This is a genomic window from Streptomyces marianii, assembly GCF_005795905.1.
Lineage (GTDB): Bacteria > Actinomycetota > Actinomycetes > Streptomycetales > Streptomycetaceae > Streptomyces > Streptomyces marianii.
Genome location: NZ_VAWE01000001.1, coordinates 5674187 through 5690564 on the forward strand (window position 1 = coordinate 5674187; position 16378 = coordinate 5690564).

Consider the following 16378-nt stretch of genomic DNA (forward strand, 5'->3'; position numbering starts at 1 on the left):
GGCAGGCGTGTCACGGTCTCACACTGCTCGTAATGGTAGGCAATCAGCGCACTGACCAGGCCCAGGGCCATGGGGCCGCACCGGGCGGAGGTCGTGTGCATGCAAAGGTCAGAACGCCCCCGGCGATCATCGGCGCGACCGCATAACGATTTCGTGAACCGTGTGCGTAATTCAGGTGAAAACCGGTCACCCGGGGACCGTCCGCTCGGTCGGGCGGTCCCCGGGTGACCGGGCGGAGCGGTGCTCAGCGTCCGTCGGTGGCGACGTCCCCGGCGTACACCCAGTAGTCCTTGAGGGCTCCGGCGGAGATCCGGCACATCGGCCGGCCGTTCACGACCGACCGCCGGTCGAAGGGCGCTCCGGACGGTTTGTCGAACGTCACGGTGCGGGTGGCGGCGACGCCGTGGTCCCGGCCGTAGCGGTGGCAGGTCACCATGCGGCCCGCGGGGAAGGACAGCGTCCGGCCGGGCCGGTACTCGGTGGGGAGGAACTCCCCGAGCAGGTAGCACCTGGGGTGGGACTCACCGGCCCACCAGCCGGCGTAGGGGCCCGAGTCGATCCGGTAGGCCACCCCGCGGTCCTTGATCCGGCGGCGGCGGTTCGCGGTGGCCCGGCCGGTGCGGGGCAGGCTGACGGTCCTGCGCGCGAGTTCGGTGTCCCCCTTCGACGCGACGAAGTCGCCGTCCGCGTCGGTGTCGTAGCGGTAGAGGGTGTGCGTGCCGGCGGCGAGGACGACGGGCGAGCCCTCCGGCAGGAAGCCCGAAGGGTGGTCGTCCGTGAGCAGATCGCTCATGTGGGCGAAGCGCGGACTGCCGGTCTGCCAGTGCAGCTGCCGGTACAGATTGATGTGGTGCTGGTGGTACGAGGGCGTCGGGATCCGGTGCGTCAGGCAGTAGTACGAGGCCCAGCGCCGGTTGCGCAGGGTGGGGAAGTAGTGGTCGACCGTGGTGCACGCCCCGTCGTACAGGCGGGCCGCCAGTGTGTTCCCCGTCATCCGGGCGTAGTCCCACAGCCCGAACATGGCGAAGATCATGCCGTTGTACGTGCGGTCCGACGTGCCGGGTGCGTCGACCGGGTACTCCTGGATCCACAGATAACCCGCGGCGTCCCTGTTCACCACCCACGGGTCGCCGTCGTCCCCGCGCAGCAGCGACGCGAACGCCCTGTCGGCGGCCGTCCGGTACAGCGCGCGCTCCTCCGGCGTGACCCCGTCGAGCAGGGACAGCTGCACGAAGAGGCTGATCGCCTCGCCCTGCGCCATCCCCGAGTACCAGGGGGCCCGGTAGGAGATGCCGCTGTGGGTGCCGTGCGTGAAGTCGAACGGGTACGGGAAGTACCACGCTCCCCTCGCCTCGACCCGGGTGTCGATCAGGCGTTTCGCCTGGGCCTTGGCACGCCTGAGGTACAGCGCCCGGCGTGCCGGGTCCTGGACGGTGCGGTACGCGGCGGCGCAGCCGAGACCGAACTGGATCTGGGTGACGGGCTGGTTGTACCCCGGGGCCGACCTGCGCGGGCGGTACATGATGACCCCGTCGCGGTCGAGATAGGTGTGCGCGGTGTCCGGCGTGACACCCGACCAGGGCGTCGGCCGGTCGCGCCAGGGCCGCAGCCGCTCCGGCAGATCCACCGCGGTGTAGCCGCTGCCGTGGAAGGTGAACGGGAGGGCGTCGGGGATCGGGGCGCGTACGGCCGCCGGAGCGGGCGCGCCGTCCGCACCGGGGACGCGGACCGAGGGCGTGGGGGGAGCCACCTTTCCTCCCGAGAGCTGGTCGGGCAGGGGTGGGAGCGGCGGGAGCGTCGCCTTGGGGAACGACTGGGCCGGGGCCGATGCGCCCTGGGCGGCCTGCGCCGCGTCCGCCCAGGTGCCGGCTCCGGTGAGGGCGGCGCCGAGCGCGGTGCCGCCGGTGAGCCGGATGAACCGCCTGCGGTCCAGTGTGGAACCTTCCGTTGCGGAACGGTCCCGTCGGGTGCTGCCGCTCTCGGCCATGCCTGAAGCCCCCAGGGGAAGATCGGCGATGGCTGCGGATCCTATGGGACATAACGGGCGGAAGTCGTGACAGACACGCGAAAGCCCGGAGGCCGACTCGATCGGATGGCCGAGCCGGGCTCCCGGCGGTCACGCGGTTGCCGAGCGCCGCGTCGCGCTGCCCCGACCCGCGGGGGGCGCAGGGGCGGAGAGGCCCCGGGCGGGTTGCGGTCAGCGCTCGGTGAGCACGCCGTCCTTCTCCTCGTACAGGGCGCCGGTCTGCGGGCACTCCCACACGTCCGGCTCGCCCTCGCGCTCGGTCAGCCGCACACCGACCCGGCCGACCCAGCCGATCCGCCGCGCCGGAACTCCGACGACCAGGGCGAAGTCCGGCACGTCCTTCGTCACCACGGCGCCGGCGGCGACCATCGACCAGCGGCCGATGCGGACGGGAGCGACACACACCGAACGCGCGCCGATCGAGGCACCGTCGGCGATCTCCACACCGACGGCCTCCCAGTCGCCGCCGCGCTTCTGCTTGCCCTCGGGGTCGACGGAACGCGGGTTGTGGTCGTTGGTGAGCACCACGGCGGGACCGATGAAGACGCCGTCACCGAGCTCGGCCGGCTCGTACACCAGCGCGTAGTTCTGCAGCTTGCAGTTGTCGCCCATGCGCACGCCGGTGCCGACGTACGCACCCCGGCCGATCACACAGCCCTCGCCGAGGCGGGCGCCCTCGCGGATCTGCGCGAGATCCCACACGCTGCTGCCGGCGCCGATCTCGGCGGTCTCGTCGACCTGGGCGCTGGGCTGGACCCTGTAGTTCACTTCTCTGCCTTCCGGTGGCTGGCCTCCGGCCGAGCATACGGGCCGCCCGCCCAAGGCGGGCGGCCGAGGCGGGCGGCCCGTCACGGCCGCTCACACCGCTCCGGACGGCGGGTGAAGGCGCCGTCCGGAGCGGTGTCAGGCACCGTCGGCGATCACCTGGTTCGCGGGCACCCAGTAGCCGGCGAGTTCGTCCAGCCGCCGCGGCGCTCCCTCGCCGCCGCCACGCTCTGCGCCCCGAAGACCAGCGCAAGCAGGGACAGCAGGACGGAGCGCAGCGGGCCGACGCCGGGGGACCACCAGGCCCAGGCCGCGGCCGGGGCGAACAGGGCCAGGGCGAGCAGACGCGGCAGCAGCCAACGCTTCGGACGGGGCGGCGGGCCGGCGCCCGGGGACCGGACCAGCAGGCGTTCCGTGTCGTTCGCGAGGGTGTCGCGCATCCCGGCGAGGAGACCGCGGCGCTTCAGCAGCCCGGTCCGGGGCACACCCGCGAGCGGGTCGGCGAGCCGGCCGAAGCCGGCCGGCAGCGTAGGGAGGCCGAGGGCGGAGACCAGGTCCGCCTCGCGGCGCGCCGGGGCCGTCGAGGAACGCAGCAGCCCGGTGAGCGGCCGGGGATCGGACAACCCGTACACCCGGGCGAGCACCCCGGCCGTGGCGGAGGCGGACGAATGGCTGCGCCGTTCCCATTCGGCGCCGAGCCGGGTCGCGGCCAGCGGTTCGCGGGCCGGTCCGTGTTCTCCCGCGGCCGCGGGAGAACACGGCGTCGCGCAGCGGCGCGGGCCGCGCGTCGAGGAGCACCGCCTCGTCGGGCGGCAGGTCGGCGCCGACGGCGGGGCCGTGCCGGAGCAGCCGGGGCATGGTGAGGAAGGAGCGCAGGAGCACGAGCGCACACCCAAGAACCACAACGGCCCGGGCGGCCAGGGGCTGCCCGGCCGGTGTGCCGGGGAGGGGGCGGCCCGGCAGGGGGCATGCGGGAGGCGGCGTTCCGGGGGAGCGCCGCGGCGGTGTGCCGGGACGGCACGGGAGAACACCGCGAAGCCGGCCGGTGCACGGCCCATGGCACAGCCCGTCACAGAGCCCGCCGTGCGGCGCGTGGCGGCGTGCGTGGCCGGTTTACCGTGGTTCCGTGGCCTTCCGGGGGCTGGTTTGACCCCCTGCGACCCTGCCCGTAACCTTGACCGTCGGCGTGTTTCCGTACGCCAGCTTCTGAGCACCTCCCTCCGGGTCCGCGATCCGGAGAGGCCGTCCATCCCTTGCGGACTGTCCGGGCCCCGGCCCGTGCGGGCGGCTGGCATCAGGGGTTTCCGTGACGAGCGAGAGAGAGATCCGCGTGTACGCCATCGTGCGCAGCGGTGGTCGCCAGCACAAGGTTGCTGTCGGCGACATCGTTGAGGTTGACAAGATTTCCACTGCCAAGGTCGGCGACACGGTCGAGCTCTCGACCCTGCTCGTTGTCGACGGCGACGCCGTGACCAGCGACCCGTGGGTGCTGGCCGGGATCAAGGTTCAGGCCGAGGTCGTGGACCACCACAAGGGCGCCAAGATCGACATCCTGCGCTACAAGAACAAGACCGGCTACCGCCGTCGTCAGGGCCACCGCCAGCAGTACACGGCGATCAAGGTCACGGCGATCCCCATGGCTGCGAAGTAAGGGACTGAGGAGAGATGGCACACAAGAAGGGCGCATCGTCCACCCGGAACGGTCGCGACTCCAACGCTCAGCGGCTCGGCGTGAAGCGCTTCGGCGGTCAGGTCGTCAACGCCGGTGAGATCCTGGTCCGTCAGCGCGGCACGCACTTCCACCCGGGCGCGGGCGTCGGCCGCGGCGGCGACGACACGCTGTTCGCGCTGCAGGCCGGTGCCGTCGAGTTCGGCACCTTCCGCGGCCGCAAGGTCGTGAACGTCGTTCCGGTCGCCTGACCGGAGTTCTTGCGAGGGCGGACCACTTCCCCGGGCGGGAAGCGGGTCCGCCTTTCGCTTGTTGACGGACAGACATACCCGCACGGATCGCCGTGCTCCGCACTTCGCCACTTTCGTACTGGAGGCACAGGACCATGACCACCTTCGTGGACCGCGTCGAGCTGCACATCGCCGCGGGTAACGGAGGCCACGGCTGCGCCTCCGTACACCGTGAGAAGTTCAAGCCCCTCGGCGGGCCGGACGGCGGCAACGGCGGGCGCGGCGGTGACGTCATCCTGACCGTCGACCAGTCCGTCACGACCCTGCTCGAGTACCACCACTCGCCGCACCGCAAGGCGACCAACGGCAAGCCCGGCGAAGGCGGCAACCGCTCCGGCAAGGACGGCCAGGACCTCGTCCTGAGCGTGCCCGACGGCACCGTCGTCCTGGACAAGCGGGGCAACGTGCTGGCCGACCTGATCGGGCACGGCACGACCTACGTGGCCGCCGAGGGCGGTCGCGGCGGTCTCGGCAACGCGGCGCTGGCCTCGGCCCGCCGCAAGGCGCCCGGCTTCGCTCTGCTCGGCGAGCCCGGCCGGTCCGGCGACATCGTCCTGGAGCTCAAGACGGTCGCGGACGTGGCGCTCGTCGGCTACCCGAGCGCCGGAAAGTCCTCGCTGATCTCGGTGCTGTCCGCAGCCAAGCCGAAGATCGCGGACTACCCCTTCACCACGCTCGTGCCGAACCTCGGCGTCGTCACCGCCGGCTCGACCGTCTACACCATCGCGGACGTGCCGGGCCTGATCCCCGGCGCCAGCCAGGGCCGCGGTCTGGGCCTGGAGTTCCTGCGCCATGTCGAGCGCTGCTCGGTGCTGGTGCACGTGCTGGACACGGCGACACTGGAGTCCGACCGCGACCCGGTCTCCGACCTCGACGTCATCGAGGAGGAGCTGCGGCACTACGGCGGTCTGGACGACCGTCCGCGGATCGTCGTGCTGAACAAGGTCGACATCCCCGACGGCAAGGATCTCGCGGAGATGATCCGGCCCGACCTCGAGGAGCGCGGCTACCGGGTTCTCGAGGTGTCCGCGGTCGCCCGCACCGGGCTGAAGGAGCTGTCCTTCGCCCTGGCCGACATCGTCGCGAAGGCGCGCGCGGCCAAGCCGAAGGAGGAGGCGACTCGCATCGTCATCCGCCCGAAGGCGGTCGACGACACCGGCTTCACCGTCACACAGGAGGAGGACGGCCTCTTCCGCGTGCGCGGCGACAAGCCCGAACGCTGGGTCCGCCAGACCGACTTCAACAACGACGAGGCCGTGGGTTACCTCGCGGACCGGCTGAGCCGCCTCGGCGTCGAGGAAGAGCTGATGAAGGCCGGCGCCCGTGCCGGTGACGGCGTGGCGATCGGCCCCGAGGACGACGCCGTCGTCTTCGACTGGGAGCCCACGATGATGGCGGGCGCGGAAATGCTCGGCCGCCGAGGCGAGGACCACCGCTTCGAGGCTCCGCGCCCCGCGGCGCAGCGCCGCAAGGACCGCCAGGCGGAGCGCGACGAGGCCACACGCGAGTACGACGACTTCGAGCCGTTCTGATCCGAGCCGTTCTCATTCGGGATCGTTCCGAGCCGATCCGATCCGGGCGCCGTTCCGTTCCGGAGGCGTTCCGATCGGGGCCGTTCTGATCCGACGGCGCGTGGCGCCGGCCGGGGCCGGGGGCAGCAGCCCCCGGCCCCGGCCCGTTTTCGGGCTTGGGCCGATCCGCCGCGGACTCTGCCACCGGGGCCCTCTCCGAGGGGCACGGGCGGATCCCGGCGCATCCGGAGAGCGCATCCGCATCCGGAGCCGGGCCCCGTATCCCACTCCCGGCGACCGTCCTTCCCCGGCCCGTGTTCCCGTCCTCGGCAGTTCCGTGGCGCCGTGACGACATGCCCGGTGGCGGTGGAGATGTCCCCTCCGTTCGGATCCGTGCGGTGGCGCAACCTCCTCACCGATATCACCGTCTTGTTCGCGGGGGTGGGGCAGCAAGGTGCCCCAGCACGGTCGAACGGAGCGTTGATGAAGGTCTCCTTCCTCATCCACACCATCTATGGCATCGGCGGCACCATCCGCACCACGCTCAATCTCGCGGAGGAGCTCGCCGGACGCCACGAGGTGGAGATCGTCTCCGTTTTCCGGCACCGGGACGAGCCGCTCTTCGCGATCGACCCCCGGATCACCGTCGTCCCGCTGGTGGACACCCGCCCCTCGTCCCCCGGCAACGAGACGAAGCATCCCCTCGCGCTGGCGCCCGCCGAGCACATTCCCGCACACGAGGCGCGGTTCAGGGAGTACAGCAGGCTCACCGACCAGCGTGTGCGCGAGCACTACGCCGCCTCCGACGCGGACGTGGTCATCGGCACCCGGCCCGGACTCGTCGCGTACGTCGTCCAGTTCGCGCCCGCAGGCGCGGTGCTCATCGGGCAGGAGCACATGACGCACCATCACCACAAGCCCGAGCTGCGTGCCGAGATGCGCCCGCACCTCGCCGCACTCGACGCGTTCGTGACCGTCTCCGAGGGCGACGCCGCCGTGTGGCGGGAGCGGATGCCGCTGCCCGGCACCCGGGTGCTGTCCATACCGAACAGCGTCCCCGAGCCCATGGTGCCCGTCTCCGACCTCGGTGGGACGACCGTCGTCGCGGCCGGCCGCCTCGCCGCGGAGAAGCAGTACGACGTCCTGATCGAGGCCTTCGCCGAGGTCGTGGCCGTGCGTCCGGAGTGGACCCTGCGCATCTGCGGCTGGGGCAAGCAGAAGGAGCGTCTCCGCAGGCGTATCGACGAGCTCGGCCTCTACAACAGCGTCCATCTGATGGGGCCTCGCTCGCCCATCGAGCCGGAGTGGGTGAAGGGAGCCATCGCCGTCTCCACGTCGCGCCACGAGTCCTTCGGCATGACGCTCGTGGAGGCGATGCGGTGCGGACTGCCCGTCGTCAGCACCGACTGCGACTACGGCCCGCGCGAGATCGTCGCGGACGGCGTCGACGGACTGCTCGTCCCCGTCGGCGACCGCAGGGCCGTCGCCGACGCCCTTCTCCGTCTCATCGACGACGAGCCGCTGCGCCGCCGCATGGGCTCAGCGGCCCGGTCCCACGCCCGCCGCTTCGACCCGGGCCCGGTCGCGAAGCAGTACGAGGAGCTGTTCGCGGACCTCGGCGCGGGCACCCGTGCGCACACCGGGGGGCCCGCACCCGCCGTACCGGGTGACGACCGGACGGCCGCCCGCCCGCTCGTGGACTGCGCAGCCGAGGAGAACGGCGATGTGACGGTGACTCTGCTCGGCGAGCGCGCCGGGCGGTCGGACCTCGTCTGCGTCCATCCCGACGCCGCCGTCCCCGACCGGGTCTTCCCCCTCAACGCGTCCGGCCGTGCTGTGATCCCCGCCGACGCCGGACTCACCGAGGGCGTCTGGACGTGCCACATCGACCCGCCGGCGGCCGGCACGGTGCGGGAGGACGCCTCGGGCCGCCCCCGGCTCGTCCCCCGGTCCGTCGACCAGCGCGGAGCGATGCGGGCCGCCGACCGGGTCCGGCCGGGAGAGCCCGTGCACACCCTGGTCCCCTACGTGCGGCACGGCGGACTCGCCCTGCGCTCCTGGGCGCGGCCGGCCCACGCCGAGTCCGGCGAGATCACCGTCGGCTCCCGCCGGATCACCGTGTCCGGCCGACTGCTCGGCCAGGTCCGGCCGGTCGGGGAGCCGGTGCTCCTGCTGCGCCGCCGCGGAGCGGACTCCTGCGAGCTGGAGTTCCCCGGTACCCGGGTCGGGGCCGACGGGTTCCGCTGTGCGATCCCGCTCGCCGCGCCGGTCGCCGTGCATGCCTCGGACCACGACGTCTGGGACCTCTGGCTGCTCCCCGCGCCCGGGGCCGCGCCGGTCCGGATCGGCCGGGTGCTCGACGACGTGGCGGAGAAGGGCAGCGTCTTCCCTTACCCCTCCGTCGAGGTGCTCAGGAAGCGGCCGCTCGCACGGGTGCGCGCGGCCGTGGACGGGCTGCTTTCCCGGGCTCGGGCACAGGTCACGGTGAAGATGTTCTTCAGCGCGGGAAACGAACTCGTGCTCAATGTCGTCGACAAAACGATGAAGTAATGCCGGGCCCTGGCCTTGGCCTGTGGTATCTGTCACCTCTTCTTCCGGTTCGCCCCCTCAAACCCCTCTGACCGCAGGGTGAACAGGGGGTTTCCGGGCGGTGTGGACACCTTGAGGACTGCCTTGCGGGACGGTCACGCAGAGTGCGACCATCACACCGTCCCCCAGTCATCGCAAGGTAGAGGTCCGTCTGTGTCCGTGCCGCACGAAGCCAAGCCCCGCACCACAGCAGTCGTGCTCGCCGGTGGTACCGGCCAGCGGGTGGGGCTCGCGATCCCCAAGCAGCTGCTGAAGATCGCCGGCAAGGCAGTCATCGAGCACACGCTGTCGATCTTCGAGCAGGCCGAGGCGATCGACGATGTGATCGTGCTGATGGCGCCGGGTTTCGTGCCCGACGTGGAGAGGATCATCGCGAAGGCGGGGCTGACCAAGGTCCGCCGGGTGATCGAGGGCGGCGCCACCCGGAACGAGACCACCGAGCGCGCGATCGAGGCCCTCAGCGAAGGCCTCGCGGAGGGCGAGGACGCCAATGTCCTCTTCCATGACGCGGTGCGTCCGCTTCTGTCACAGCGAGTGATCGCGGACTGTGTCAGCGCCCTCGCCCGCTACCAGGCCGTCGACGTCGCCATCCCCTCCGCCGACACCATCATCGTGACCCGCACCCACGGCGAGGACGGCGAGTTCATCACCGACGTGCCGGACCGCTCGCGGCTGCGCCGCGGCCAGACCCCGCAGGCGTTCAAGCTCTCCACGATCCGCCGGGCGTACGAGATCGCCGCGGGTGACCCGAACTTCCAGGCGACCGACGACTGCAGCGTCGTGCTCAGGTACCTCCCGGACGTGCCGATCTACGTCGTCGCGGGTGACGAGTACAACATGAAGGTGACGCAGCCGGTCGATGTCTTCATCGCCGACAAGCTGTTCCAGCTCGCCTCCACCGCCGCGCCGCGCCAGGCCGACGAGGCCGCGTACCGCGAGCTGCTGGCCGGCAGGACCCTGGTCGTCTTCGGCGGTTCGTACGGCATCGGCGCGGACATCGCCGCCCTCGCCGAGGAGTACGGCGCGAAGGTCTACGCACTGGGTCGCTCCACCACCGGCACCCACGTGGAGAACCCGGAGCACGTGGACGACGCCCTCTCCCAGGCGTACGCGGAGACCGGGCGCGTCGACTACGTCATCAACACCGCGGGAGTGCTGCGCATCGGCAAGCTCGCCGAGACCGACAACGCGACCATTCAGGAAGCGCTGAACGTCAATTACCTGGCACCCGTCCAGATTGCCCGTGCCTCTTACAAGTATTTGGCGGAATCCAAGGGGCAGCTGCTCCTCTACACCTCTTCCAGCTACACCCGGGGTCGCGCCGAATACAGCCTTTACTCGTCGACCAAGGCGGCTATGGTGAATCTCACCCAGGCTCTCTCCGACGAATGGGCGGCCGAGGGAATCCGGGTGAATTGCGTCAATCCCGAGCGCACGGCCACGCCCATGCGCACCAAGGCGTTCGGCCAGGAGCCGGCCGGCTCGCTGCTGTCCTCCGAGGCCGTTGCCCGGACCTCGCTGGATGTGCTGCTCTCCGAGTTGACCGGCCACGTCATCGACGTACGCCAGCAGGACCCGACCCGCGGGGCGAGCGAGGCCTCCGGGTTCGAGCAGGCTCTGGCGTCCGTGCTGGACCGCCAGGAGGATGTGTAATACTTCTCCATCAAAGATCTTATTCGGGCCTCTGAGATCGCTTCTGCGATGCAGAGGCCCGAGTTAGTGAGGCCCGCCCTCACAATTTCCTCCAATGTGAATCAACCGGCACCTTTGGAGCAGGTTCTACGTGATTTCGACCGCCATTCGCCTGGCACGTGTGGGCAGCCGGTCAGAGCTGGCCGCCGCGGTCCTCATGGGGCTGAGCTATCCATGCGTGATGATCGCCGCGCTGATCCCGGACATCTGGATGTTCGCGGCGGCCGCGGCCGTGACCTATGTCGCCGACTGGTATCTGCACCAGCGCGGCAGCTACCTGGTCAACCGCCTCAACAAGGTCCGGGCCGGTCTGCCGATCCGCTTCCTGCTCCGTGAGCTGCTGCTGATCCTGCTGCTCGCCCGCGCTGGACTCGCCGAGGGACCACTGTTCTACGCGGCGGTCGCCTGCTTCCTGCTCTTCTACGGACTCCAGGCGCCGCACGGCGCGCTCTCCACCCTGATCCGGCTGCGCCGGACCATGCCGGTCGTCACCCGCAACGTCGACCTCCACGCCGTGCGCATCCCGGACGCCCCGCCGCGCGCCCTGCTGCGCCGCTCCGGCGAGAAGATGCTGCACCTCGACATCCCCGCGATGGCGGGCGTCATCGTCGCGGCGGCCACCGGGTACGACGTCGTCGGCTATGCCGGTACCGCCGCCAGCGTCGCCCTCGGTCTCCTCTACACCGTGGCGCTCGTGCCCTATCTGCGCCGCAGGCGCCGGGTGCCCTCCGGGCCGGCCGTCCTCAAGGCCGTCCAGAAATGGCTCGGCGAGTACCAGCCCACCGTCGCGCTGTACTTCTCCGGCTCCGAGGATTCCGCCTACCAGGTCAACATGTGGCTCGAGACCATGGAGCAGCTCGACGGCCGGCCGATCGTCATCATGCGGGAGCGGGGTCTCGTCGCGAAGCTCAACGAGACCTCCGTTCCCGTGCTGTGCATCCCCGGCGGCCAGCACCTGATGGCGATGAAGTTCGACTCGGTCCGCGTCACGCTCTACCCGGCCAATGTCGGCAAGAACATCCACATGCTGCGCGTCCCGACCATGAAGCACGTCTTCATCGGCCACGGCGACAGCGACAAACTCGCCAGCGTCAACCCCTTCTCCAAGGTGTACGACGAGGTGTGGACCGCGGGCCGGGCCGGCCGCGACCGGTACGCGCTCGCCGACGTCGGCGTCCGCGACGACGACATCGTCGAGGTCGGCCGGCCGCAGCTGGCCCCCATCGAGCCGTGGACGGGCACGCCGAAGAACCCCGTCCCCACCGTCCTCTACGCCCCCACCTGGGAGGGCTGGGACAACAACCCCGGCAACACCTCCCTGCTGCTCGCCGGGGAGAACATCGTCCGGCGGCTGCTGGAGGCGGAGCGCCCGGTGCGCCTGATCTACAAGCCGCACCCCTTCACCGGCATCCGCAGCAAGAAGGCGCTGGCCGCCCACGAGCGGATCACGGCGATGGTGCGGAAGGCGGCCGCCGAGCGTGCCGCCGACCCCCGCTGGGCCGCCGAGACCGCCGCAGGACAGGCCGAACGGGCCGCCGCGCGCGCCGGGCTGATCCGGATCGAGGCCCGGCTCGCCGAGCTCACCAAGCCCGGCCGCTCGGGCGGCGACCAGGCCGAGGAGTCCCGCGTCTCCCTCGCCGACCCCGTGCGTCTCGCCGAGATCAAGAGCCTGCGGACCGAGTGGAACGCCGCCTACTGGCGGTCCTTCGGCTGGTGGGAGCACACGATCGTGACGGGTGCCCAGCCCACCCTCTACGACTGCTTCAACGAGTCCGACGCCATGGTCTCCGACATCTCCAGCGTCGTCTCGGACTTCATCGCCAGCGGCAAGCCGTACGCGGTGACGGACTCCGCGGAACTCGGCGCGGAGGAGTTCAGGCGCCAGAACACCGCGGTCCGCGCGGCGGTCGTCCTCTCCAACGGCGCCGAAGAGCTGGACGGTCTGCTGGCGGCCGTCGCCGACCCGGCGGCCGACAGCCTCGCCGGCGCGCGCGCCGAGCTGAGGAAGTACCTCCTCGGGCCCGACGAGCCCACGTCGATCGAGCAGTTCGACGCCGCCGTGCGCGCCCTCGCGGTCAAGGCCGAGGCCCGTAACGCCGGGGTGGAGCAGCGCATCGGCGAGCAGGCGATCGGTGAGCTCGACCGCGAGTCCGACGCGGGTGGGCAGAGCACCGAGGCCGAGGACAACGGCGCCGCCGAGACCCACAGCGCGGAGGCGACGGCCACCGCCGCCGGCTGACCCGGCGGCCGAGCACCTCCCACCGGCCCGTGAACGGCCCCGCGAGGGGCGTGTTCACGGGCCGGCCCGCGTCGCGGGACCCGATGGCGAACGGCCCGGCGCGCCCGGCCCCGCCCTGTCCGGGAGCCTGTCCAGCCGGCGAAACGGAGGCGCGCCGACAGCCGGGACTGACATAGATTCGCCACGTGACAGTGTCAAGGCAGTACGTGACGGAAGCACGCAGGGTTGTCGTCAAGGTGGGTTCGTCCTCACTCACCACGGCCTCCGGGGGACTCGACGCCGACCGGGTGGACGCCCTCGTGGACGTGCTGGCCAAGGTCCGCAGCGGCGGCGAGAAGGAGATAGTGCTCGTCTCCAGCGGCGCCATCGCCGCCGGACTCGCCCCCCTCGGGCTGGCCCGCCGCCCCAAGGGCCTGGCCCGGCAGCAGGCCGCCGCAAGCGTCGGCCAGGGACTGCTCGTAGCCCGCTACACCGCCTCCTTCGCCCGCTACGGCGTCCGCGTCGGGCAGGTGCTCCTCACCACCGACGACACCAGCCGCCGCGCCCACTACCGCAACGCCTACCGCACCCTCGACCAGTTGCTCGCCATGGGAGCCGTTCCGGTCGTCAACGAGAACGACACGGTCGCCACCGACGAGATCCGCTTCGGTGACAACGACCGGCTCGCGGCCCTCGTCGCGCACCTCGTCCGCGCCGATCTGCTGGTCCTGCTGTCCGACGTGGACGGTCTCTACGACGGTGACCCCGGCAAGCCCGGCACGTCCCGGATCGAGGAGGTCCGAGGCCCCGCCGATCTGGCGGGCGTGGAGATCGGCTCGGCGGGCAGGGCCGGCGTCGGCACCGGGGGCATGGTCACCAAGGTCGAGGCGGCACGGATCGCGGCCGCGGCCGGCGTCCCGGTCGTCCTCACCTCCGCGTCCCGCGCCGCCGACGCCCTCGCCGGGCGCGACACCGGCACCTACTTCCGCTGCACCGGGCGGCGTTCCGCCGACCGGTTGCTCTGGCTCGCCCACGCCTCCACCCCGCGGGGCGCGCTCACCCTCGACGACGGAGCGGTCCAGGCCGTCGTCGAGGGCAGGAAGTCACTGCTGCCCGCCGGAATCGCCGCCGTGGACGGCGAGTTCACCGCCGGGGACCCGGTGGAGCTGCGCGACGCCGACGGCAGGGCGGTGGCCCGCGGACTGGTCAACTTCGACTCCAAGGAACTCCCGCTCCTCCTCGGCCGCTCCACCCGCGACCTCGCCAGAGAACTCGGCCCCGCCTACGAGCGAGAGGTCGTACACAGGGACGATCTCGTTGTCCTGAACCCCTGACGTCACCCCTGAAACGGCTGAAAGTCCGGCCCTCCGGCAGGGACCTTCATCAAAACCGCCCCGCGCCCGGCCCCGGACTGGTCAACTTTGTCAGGGGGTAAGGCGGGGTTCGGGACCACGACGCATCAACAGGAGGCCGCCGGTGAGACGAGCGCGCCCAGGGGCGGCGCCCCGTGGGACACGGGCAACGACCCACGCCCGCAGGTCCGTGGGGGAGCAGCGGGCCCTGAGCAGTGTGGACGCGGGCGCCGACTTCGAGCGGCCCGCGGACCTCGGCTCACAGGACGGCCTCGCCCCCGCCGGCGGGTCCCTCCGAGGGGAGCGCGAGGCCGGCGAGGACACCGGGCCGCACGGCGAGGAGCGGGCCGTCTCCCGGCTGTGGCACATCACCCTCTGCGTCTCGGGCGCCGAGACGCCGCTGAAGGAGGTCAGGCGCGGACTGGAGCAGCTCGCCCACGACCACCCCTTCCTGCTCACCAGCCGGTACGCCAAGGACCACGCCGAGATCCGCTACTGGGAAGAGGCCCGGGACCTGCACGACGCCGCGGCGGTCGCCCTGCGCCTGTGGGGCGAGCACCGCTCGACGGCGAAACTCCCGCCGTGGGAGATCGTGGGCCTGGAGGTCATCGACCGCGAGACCTACCACCAGCGCATCGCCGAAGGGTACGGGCCGCCCCCGGCCACACCCGTCGGCGTTCACCCGTTCTGAAGACGGTGGCCTTTCGGGGCGGCGCAGGGGAGTCCGACGGCGGAGCCCCGGAACCGGAACCCGTGACCGGCCGGCCTCCGCCGCCGGGAGCGTGCCGTCCGGTACCGGTGCCCGGTGTCGCGCCAGGCCCCGTCCGGTACCGGTGCCCGGTGTCGCGCCAGGCCCCGTCCGGTACCGGTGCTCGGTGTCGTGCCAGGCCCCGTCCGGTACCAGCGCCCGGTCCGTCACGTCTCGCAGTGCGGGATACGTGAGGAGTGCCGGCAGAGCGCGCATTACCCTGCGGGCATGACCTCGCTTTCGCCGTACGACAACCTGACCCCGGTCATCCGGGCCGCCTACCGGGCCCGCTCCGCAGCCGCCGACATTGCGCCACTTCCGCGCGCGGTCAAGGACGACGCCCTGCTGGCGATCGCCGACGCCCTCGAGGTCCGGACGAGCGAGATCGTCGAGGCCAACGCCGAGGACATCGCCCGCGCCCGGGAAGCCGGCACGAGCGAGGCGATCATCGACAGGCTCACCCTCACCCCGGAGCGGGTCCGGGCCATCGCCGCCGACGTGCGGCACGTCGCCGCGCTGCCCGACCCGGTCGGCGAGATCGTCCGCGGCTCGACCCTCCCCAACGGGATCGACCTCCGCCAGGTCCGCGTCCCCCTCGGCGTGGTCGGCATCATCTACGAGGCCCGGCCGAACGTGACGGTGGACGCCGCCGCGCTCTGCCTGAAGTCCGGAAACGCCGTGCTGCTGCGCGGCTCCTCCTCCGCCTACTCCTCCAACTCGGCCCTCGTGAGGGTCCTGAGGGACGCCGTCGGAGGCTCCGGGCTGCCGGCGGACGCCGTGCAACTCGTCCCGGGTGAGAGCCGCGACTCCGTACGGGAACTGATGCGCGCCCGCGGTCTCGTCGACGTCCTCATCCCGCGGGGCGGGGCCTCCCTGATCCGGACCGTGGTCGAGGAGTCCACCGTGCCGGTCATCGAGACCGGCACCGGAAACTGCCACGTCTACGTCGACGCCGAGGCCGACCTCGACATGGCCGTCGAGATCCTGATCAACTCCAAGGCCCAGCGGCCCAGCGTCTGCAACGCCGCCGAGACCCTCCTCGTGCACCAGGACATCGCGGGGACGTTCCTGCCCCGGGCCCTGGACGCACTCGCGGAGGCCGGCGTCACGGTCCACGCCGACGAGCGCACCCTCGCCCTCGCCGAGGGCTCCAAGGCCACGGTCGTGCCCGCCACGGCCGAGGACTGGGAGACGGAGTACCTGTCCTACGACATCGCCGCGGCCGTGGTGGACTCCCTCGACAAGGCCGTCGAGCACATCCGCCTGTGGTCCTCCGGGCACACCGAGGCCATCGTCACCACCTCCCAGGCGGCGGCCCGCCGTTTCACCCGGCTGGTGGATTCGACGACGGTGGCCGTGAACGCGTCCACCCGCTTCACCGACGGCGGCCAGTTCGGTTTCGGCGCCGAGATCGGGATCTCCACGCAGAAGCTGCACGCCCGGGGCCCGATGGGGCTGCCCGAGCTGACCTCGACCAAGTACATCGTGACGGGGGACGGTCACACCCGGTGACGGAGG

General features: G+C 71.7%; 12 protein-coding genes. 9 read left to right on the plus strand and 3 right to left on the minus strand.

The window, feature by feature from the left end:
* Positions 1-244: 244 nt before the first annotated feature.
* The 3 genes from FEF34_RS25725 to FEF34_RS25735 all read right to left on the minus strand — a co-directional run bounded on the left by FEF34_RS25725 (position 245) and on the right by FEF34_RS25735 (position 3414).
* Positions 245-1987 (minus strand): D-glucuronyl C5-epimerase family protein, encoded by a 1743-nt coding sequence (locus FEF34_RS25725; RefSeq protein ID WP_138055261.1) that lies wholly within the window; start codon positions 1985-1987, stop codon positions 245-247.
* 210 nt (positions 1988-2197) lie between these two features.
* Positions 2198-2794: an acyltransferase gene (locus FEF34_RS25730; protein WP_138055262.1), complete on the minus strand. Its 597-nt coding sequence runs from the start codon at positions 2792-2794 to the stop codon at positions 2198-2200.
* 152 nt (positions 2795-2946) lie between these two features.
* Positions 2947-3414, minus strand: a complete 468-nt coding sequence (locus FEF34_RS25735; protein ID WP_138055263.1) for a hypothetical protein — start codon at positions 3412-3414, stop codon at positions 2947-2949.
* A 707-nt stretch (positions 3415-4121) separates the two neighbouring features.
* Here FEF34_RS25735 and rplU point away from each other — a divergent pair.
* The 9 genes from rplU to FEF34_RS25780 all read left to right on the plus strand — a co-directional run bounded on the left by rplU (position 4122) and on the right by FEF34_RS25780 (position 16372).
* Complete coding sequence (gene rplU / locus FEF34_RS25740) at positions 4122-4442, plus strand: 50S ribosomal protein L21 (protein WP_138057723.1); 321 nt, start codon at positions 4122-4124, stop codon at positions 4440-4442.
* A gap of 14 nt (positions 4443-4456) precedes the next feature.
* On the plus strand, positions 4457-4711 hold the full coding sequence (gene rpmA / locus FEF34_RS25745) for a 50S ribosomal protein L27 (RefSeq protein WP_093653962.1): 255 nt from the start codon (positions 4457-4459) through the stop codon (positions 4709-4711).
* Between the two features lie 134 nt (positions 4712-4845).
* Complete coding sequence (gene obgE, locus FEF34_RS25750; RefSeq protein ID WP_138055264.1) at positions 4846-6282, plus strand: GTPase ObgE; 1437 nt, start codon at positions 4846-4848, stop codon at positions 6280-6282.
* A gap of 462 nt (positions 6283-6744) precedes the next feature.
* Positions 6745-8811, plus strand: a complete 2067-nt coding sequence (locus tag FEF34_RS25755) for a glycosyltransferase family 4 protein (protein ID WP_138055265.1) — start codon at positions 6745-6747, stop codon at positions 8809-8811.
* Between the two features lie 192 nt (positions 8812-9003).
* Complete coding sequence (locus tag FEF34_RS25760) at positions 9004-10503, plus strand: bifunctional cytidylyltransferase/SDR family oxidoreductase (RefSeq protein WP_138055266.1); 1500 nt, start codon at positions 9004-9006, stop codon at positions 10501-10503.
* Positions 10504-10633: 130 nt separating this feature from the next.
* Positions 10634-12781, plus strand: coding sequence for a hypothetical protein (locus FEF34_RS25765; RefSeq protein ID WP_234042558.1), 2148 nt, complete (start codon positions 10634-10636; stop codon positions 12779-12781).
* Positions 12782-12987: 206 nt separating this feature from the next.
* Complete coding sequence (gene proB / locus FEF34_RS25770) at positions 12988-14094, plus strand: glutamate 5-kinase (protein ID WP_138057724.1); 1107 nt, start codon at positions 12988-12990, stop codon at positions 14092-14094.
* A 142-nt stretch (positions 14095-14236) separates the two neighbouring features.
* Positions 14237-14803: a hypothetical protein gene (locus FEF34_RS25775; protein WP_171053088.1), complete on the plus strand. Its 567-nt coding sequence runs from the start codon at positions 14237-14239 to the stop codon at positions 14801-14803.
* A gap of 285 nt (positions 14804-15088) precedes the next feature.
* Positions 15089-16372 (plus strand): glutamate-5-semialdehyde dehydrogenase, encoded by a 1284-nt coding sequence (locus FEF34_RS25780; protein WP_138055268.1) that lies wholly within the window; start codon positions 15089-15091, stop codon positions 16370-16372.
* Positions 16373-16378 lie beyond the last annotated feature (6 nt).

Excerpts from the sequence above, each read along its gene's own strand:
- rpmA (WP_093653962.1), top strand. The coding sequence starts at position 4,457 with ATGGCACACAAGAAGGGCGCATCGTCCACCCGGAACGGTCGCGACTCC.
- FEF34_RS25755 (WP_138055265.1), top strand. The coding sequence starts at position 6,745 with ATGAAGGTCTCCTTCCTCATCCACACCATCTATGGCATCGGCGGCACC.
- FEF34_RS25780 (WP_138055268.1), top strand. The coding sequence starts at position 15,089 with ATGACCTCGCTTTCGCCGTACGACAACCTGACCCCGGTCATCCGGGCC.
- FEF34_RS25725 (WP_138055261.1), bottom strand. The coding sequence starts at position 1,987 with ATGGCCGAGAGCGGCAGCACCCGACGGGACCGTTCCGCAACGGAAGGT.
- obgE (WP_138055264.1), top strand. The coding sequence starts at position 4,846 with ATGACCACCTTCGTGGACCGCGTCGAGCTGCACATCGCCGCGGGTAAC.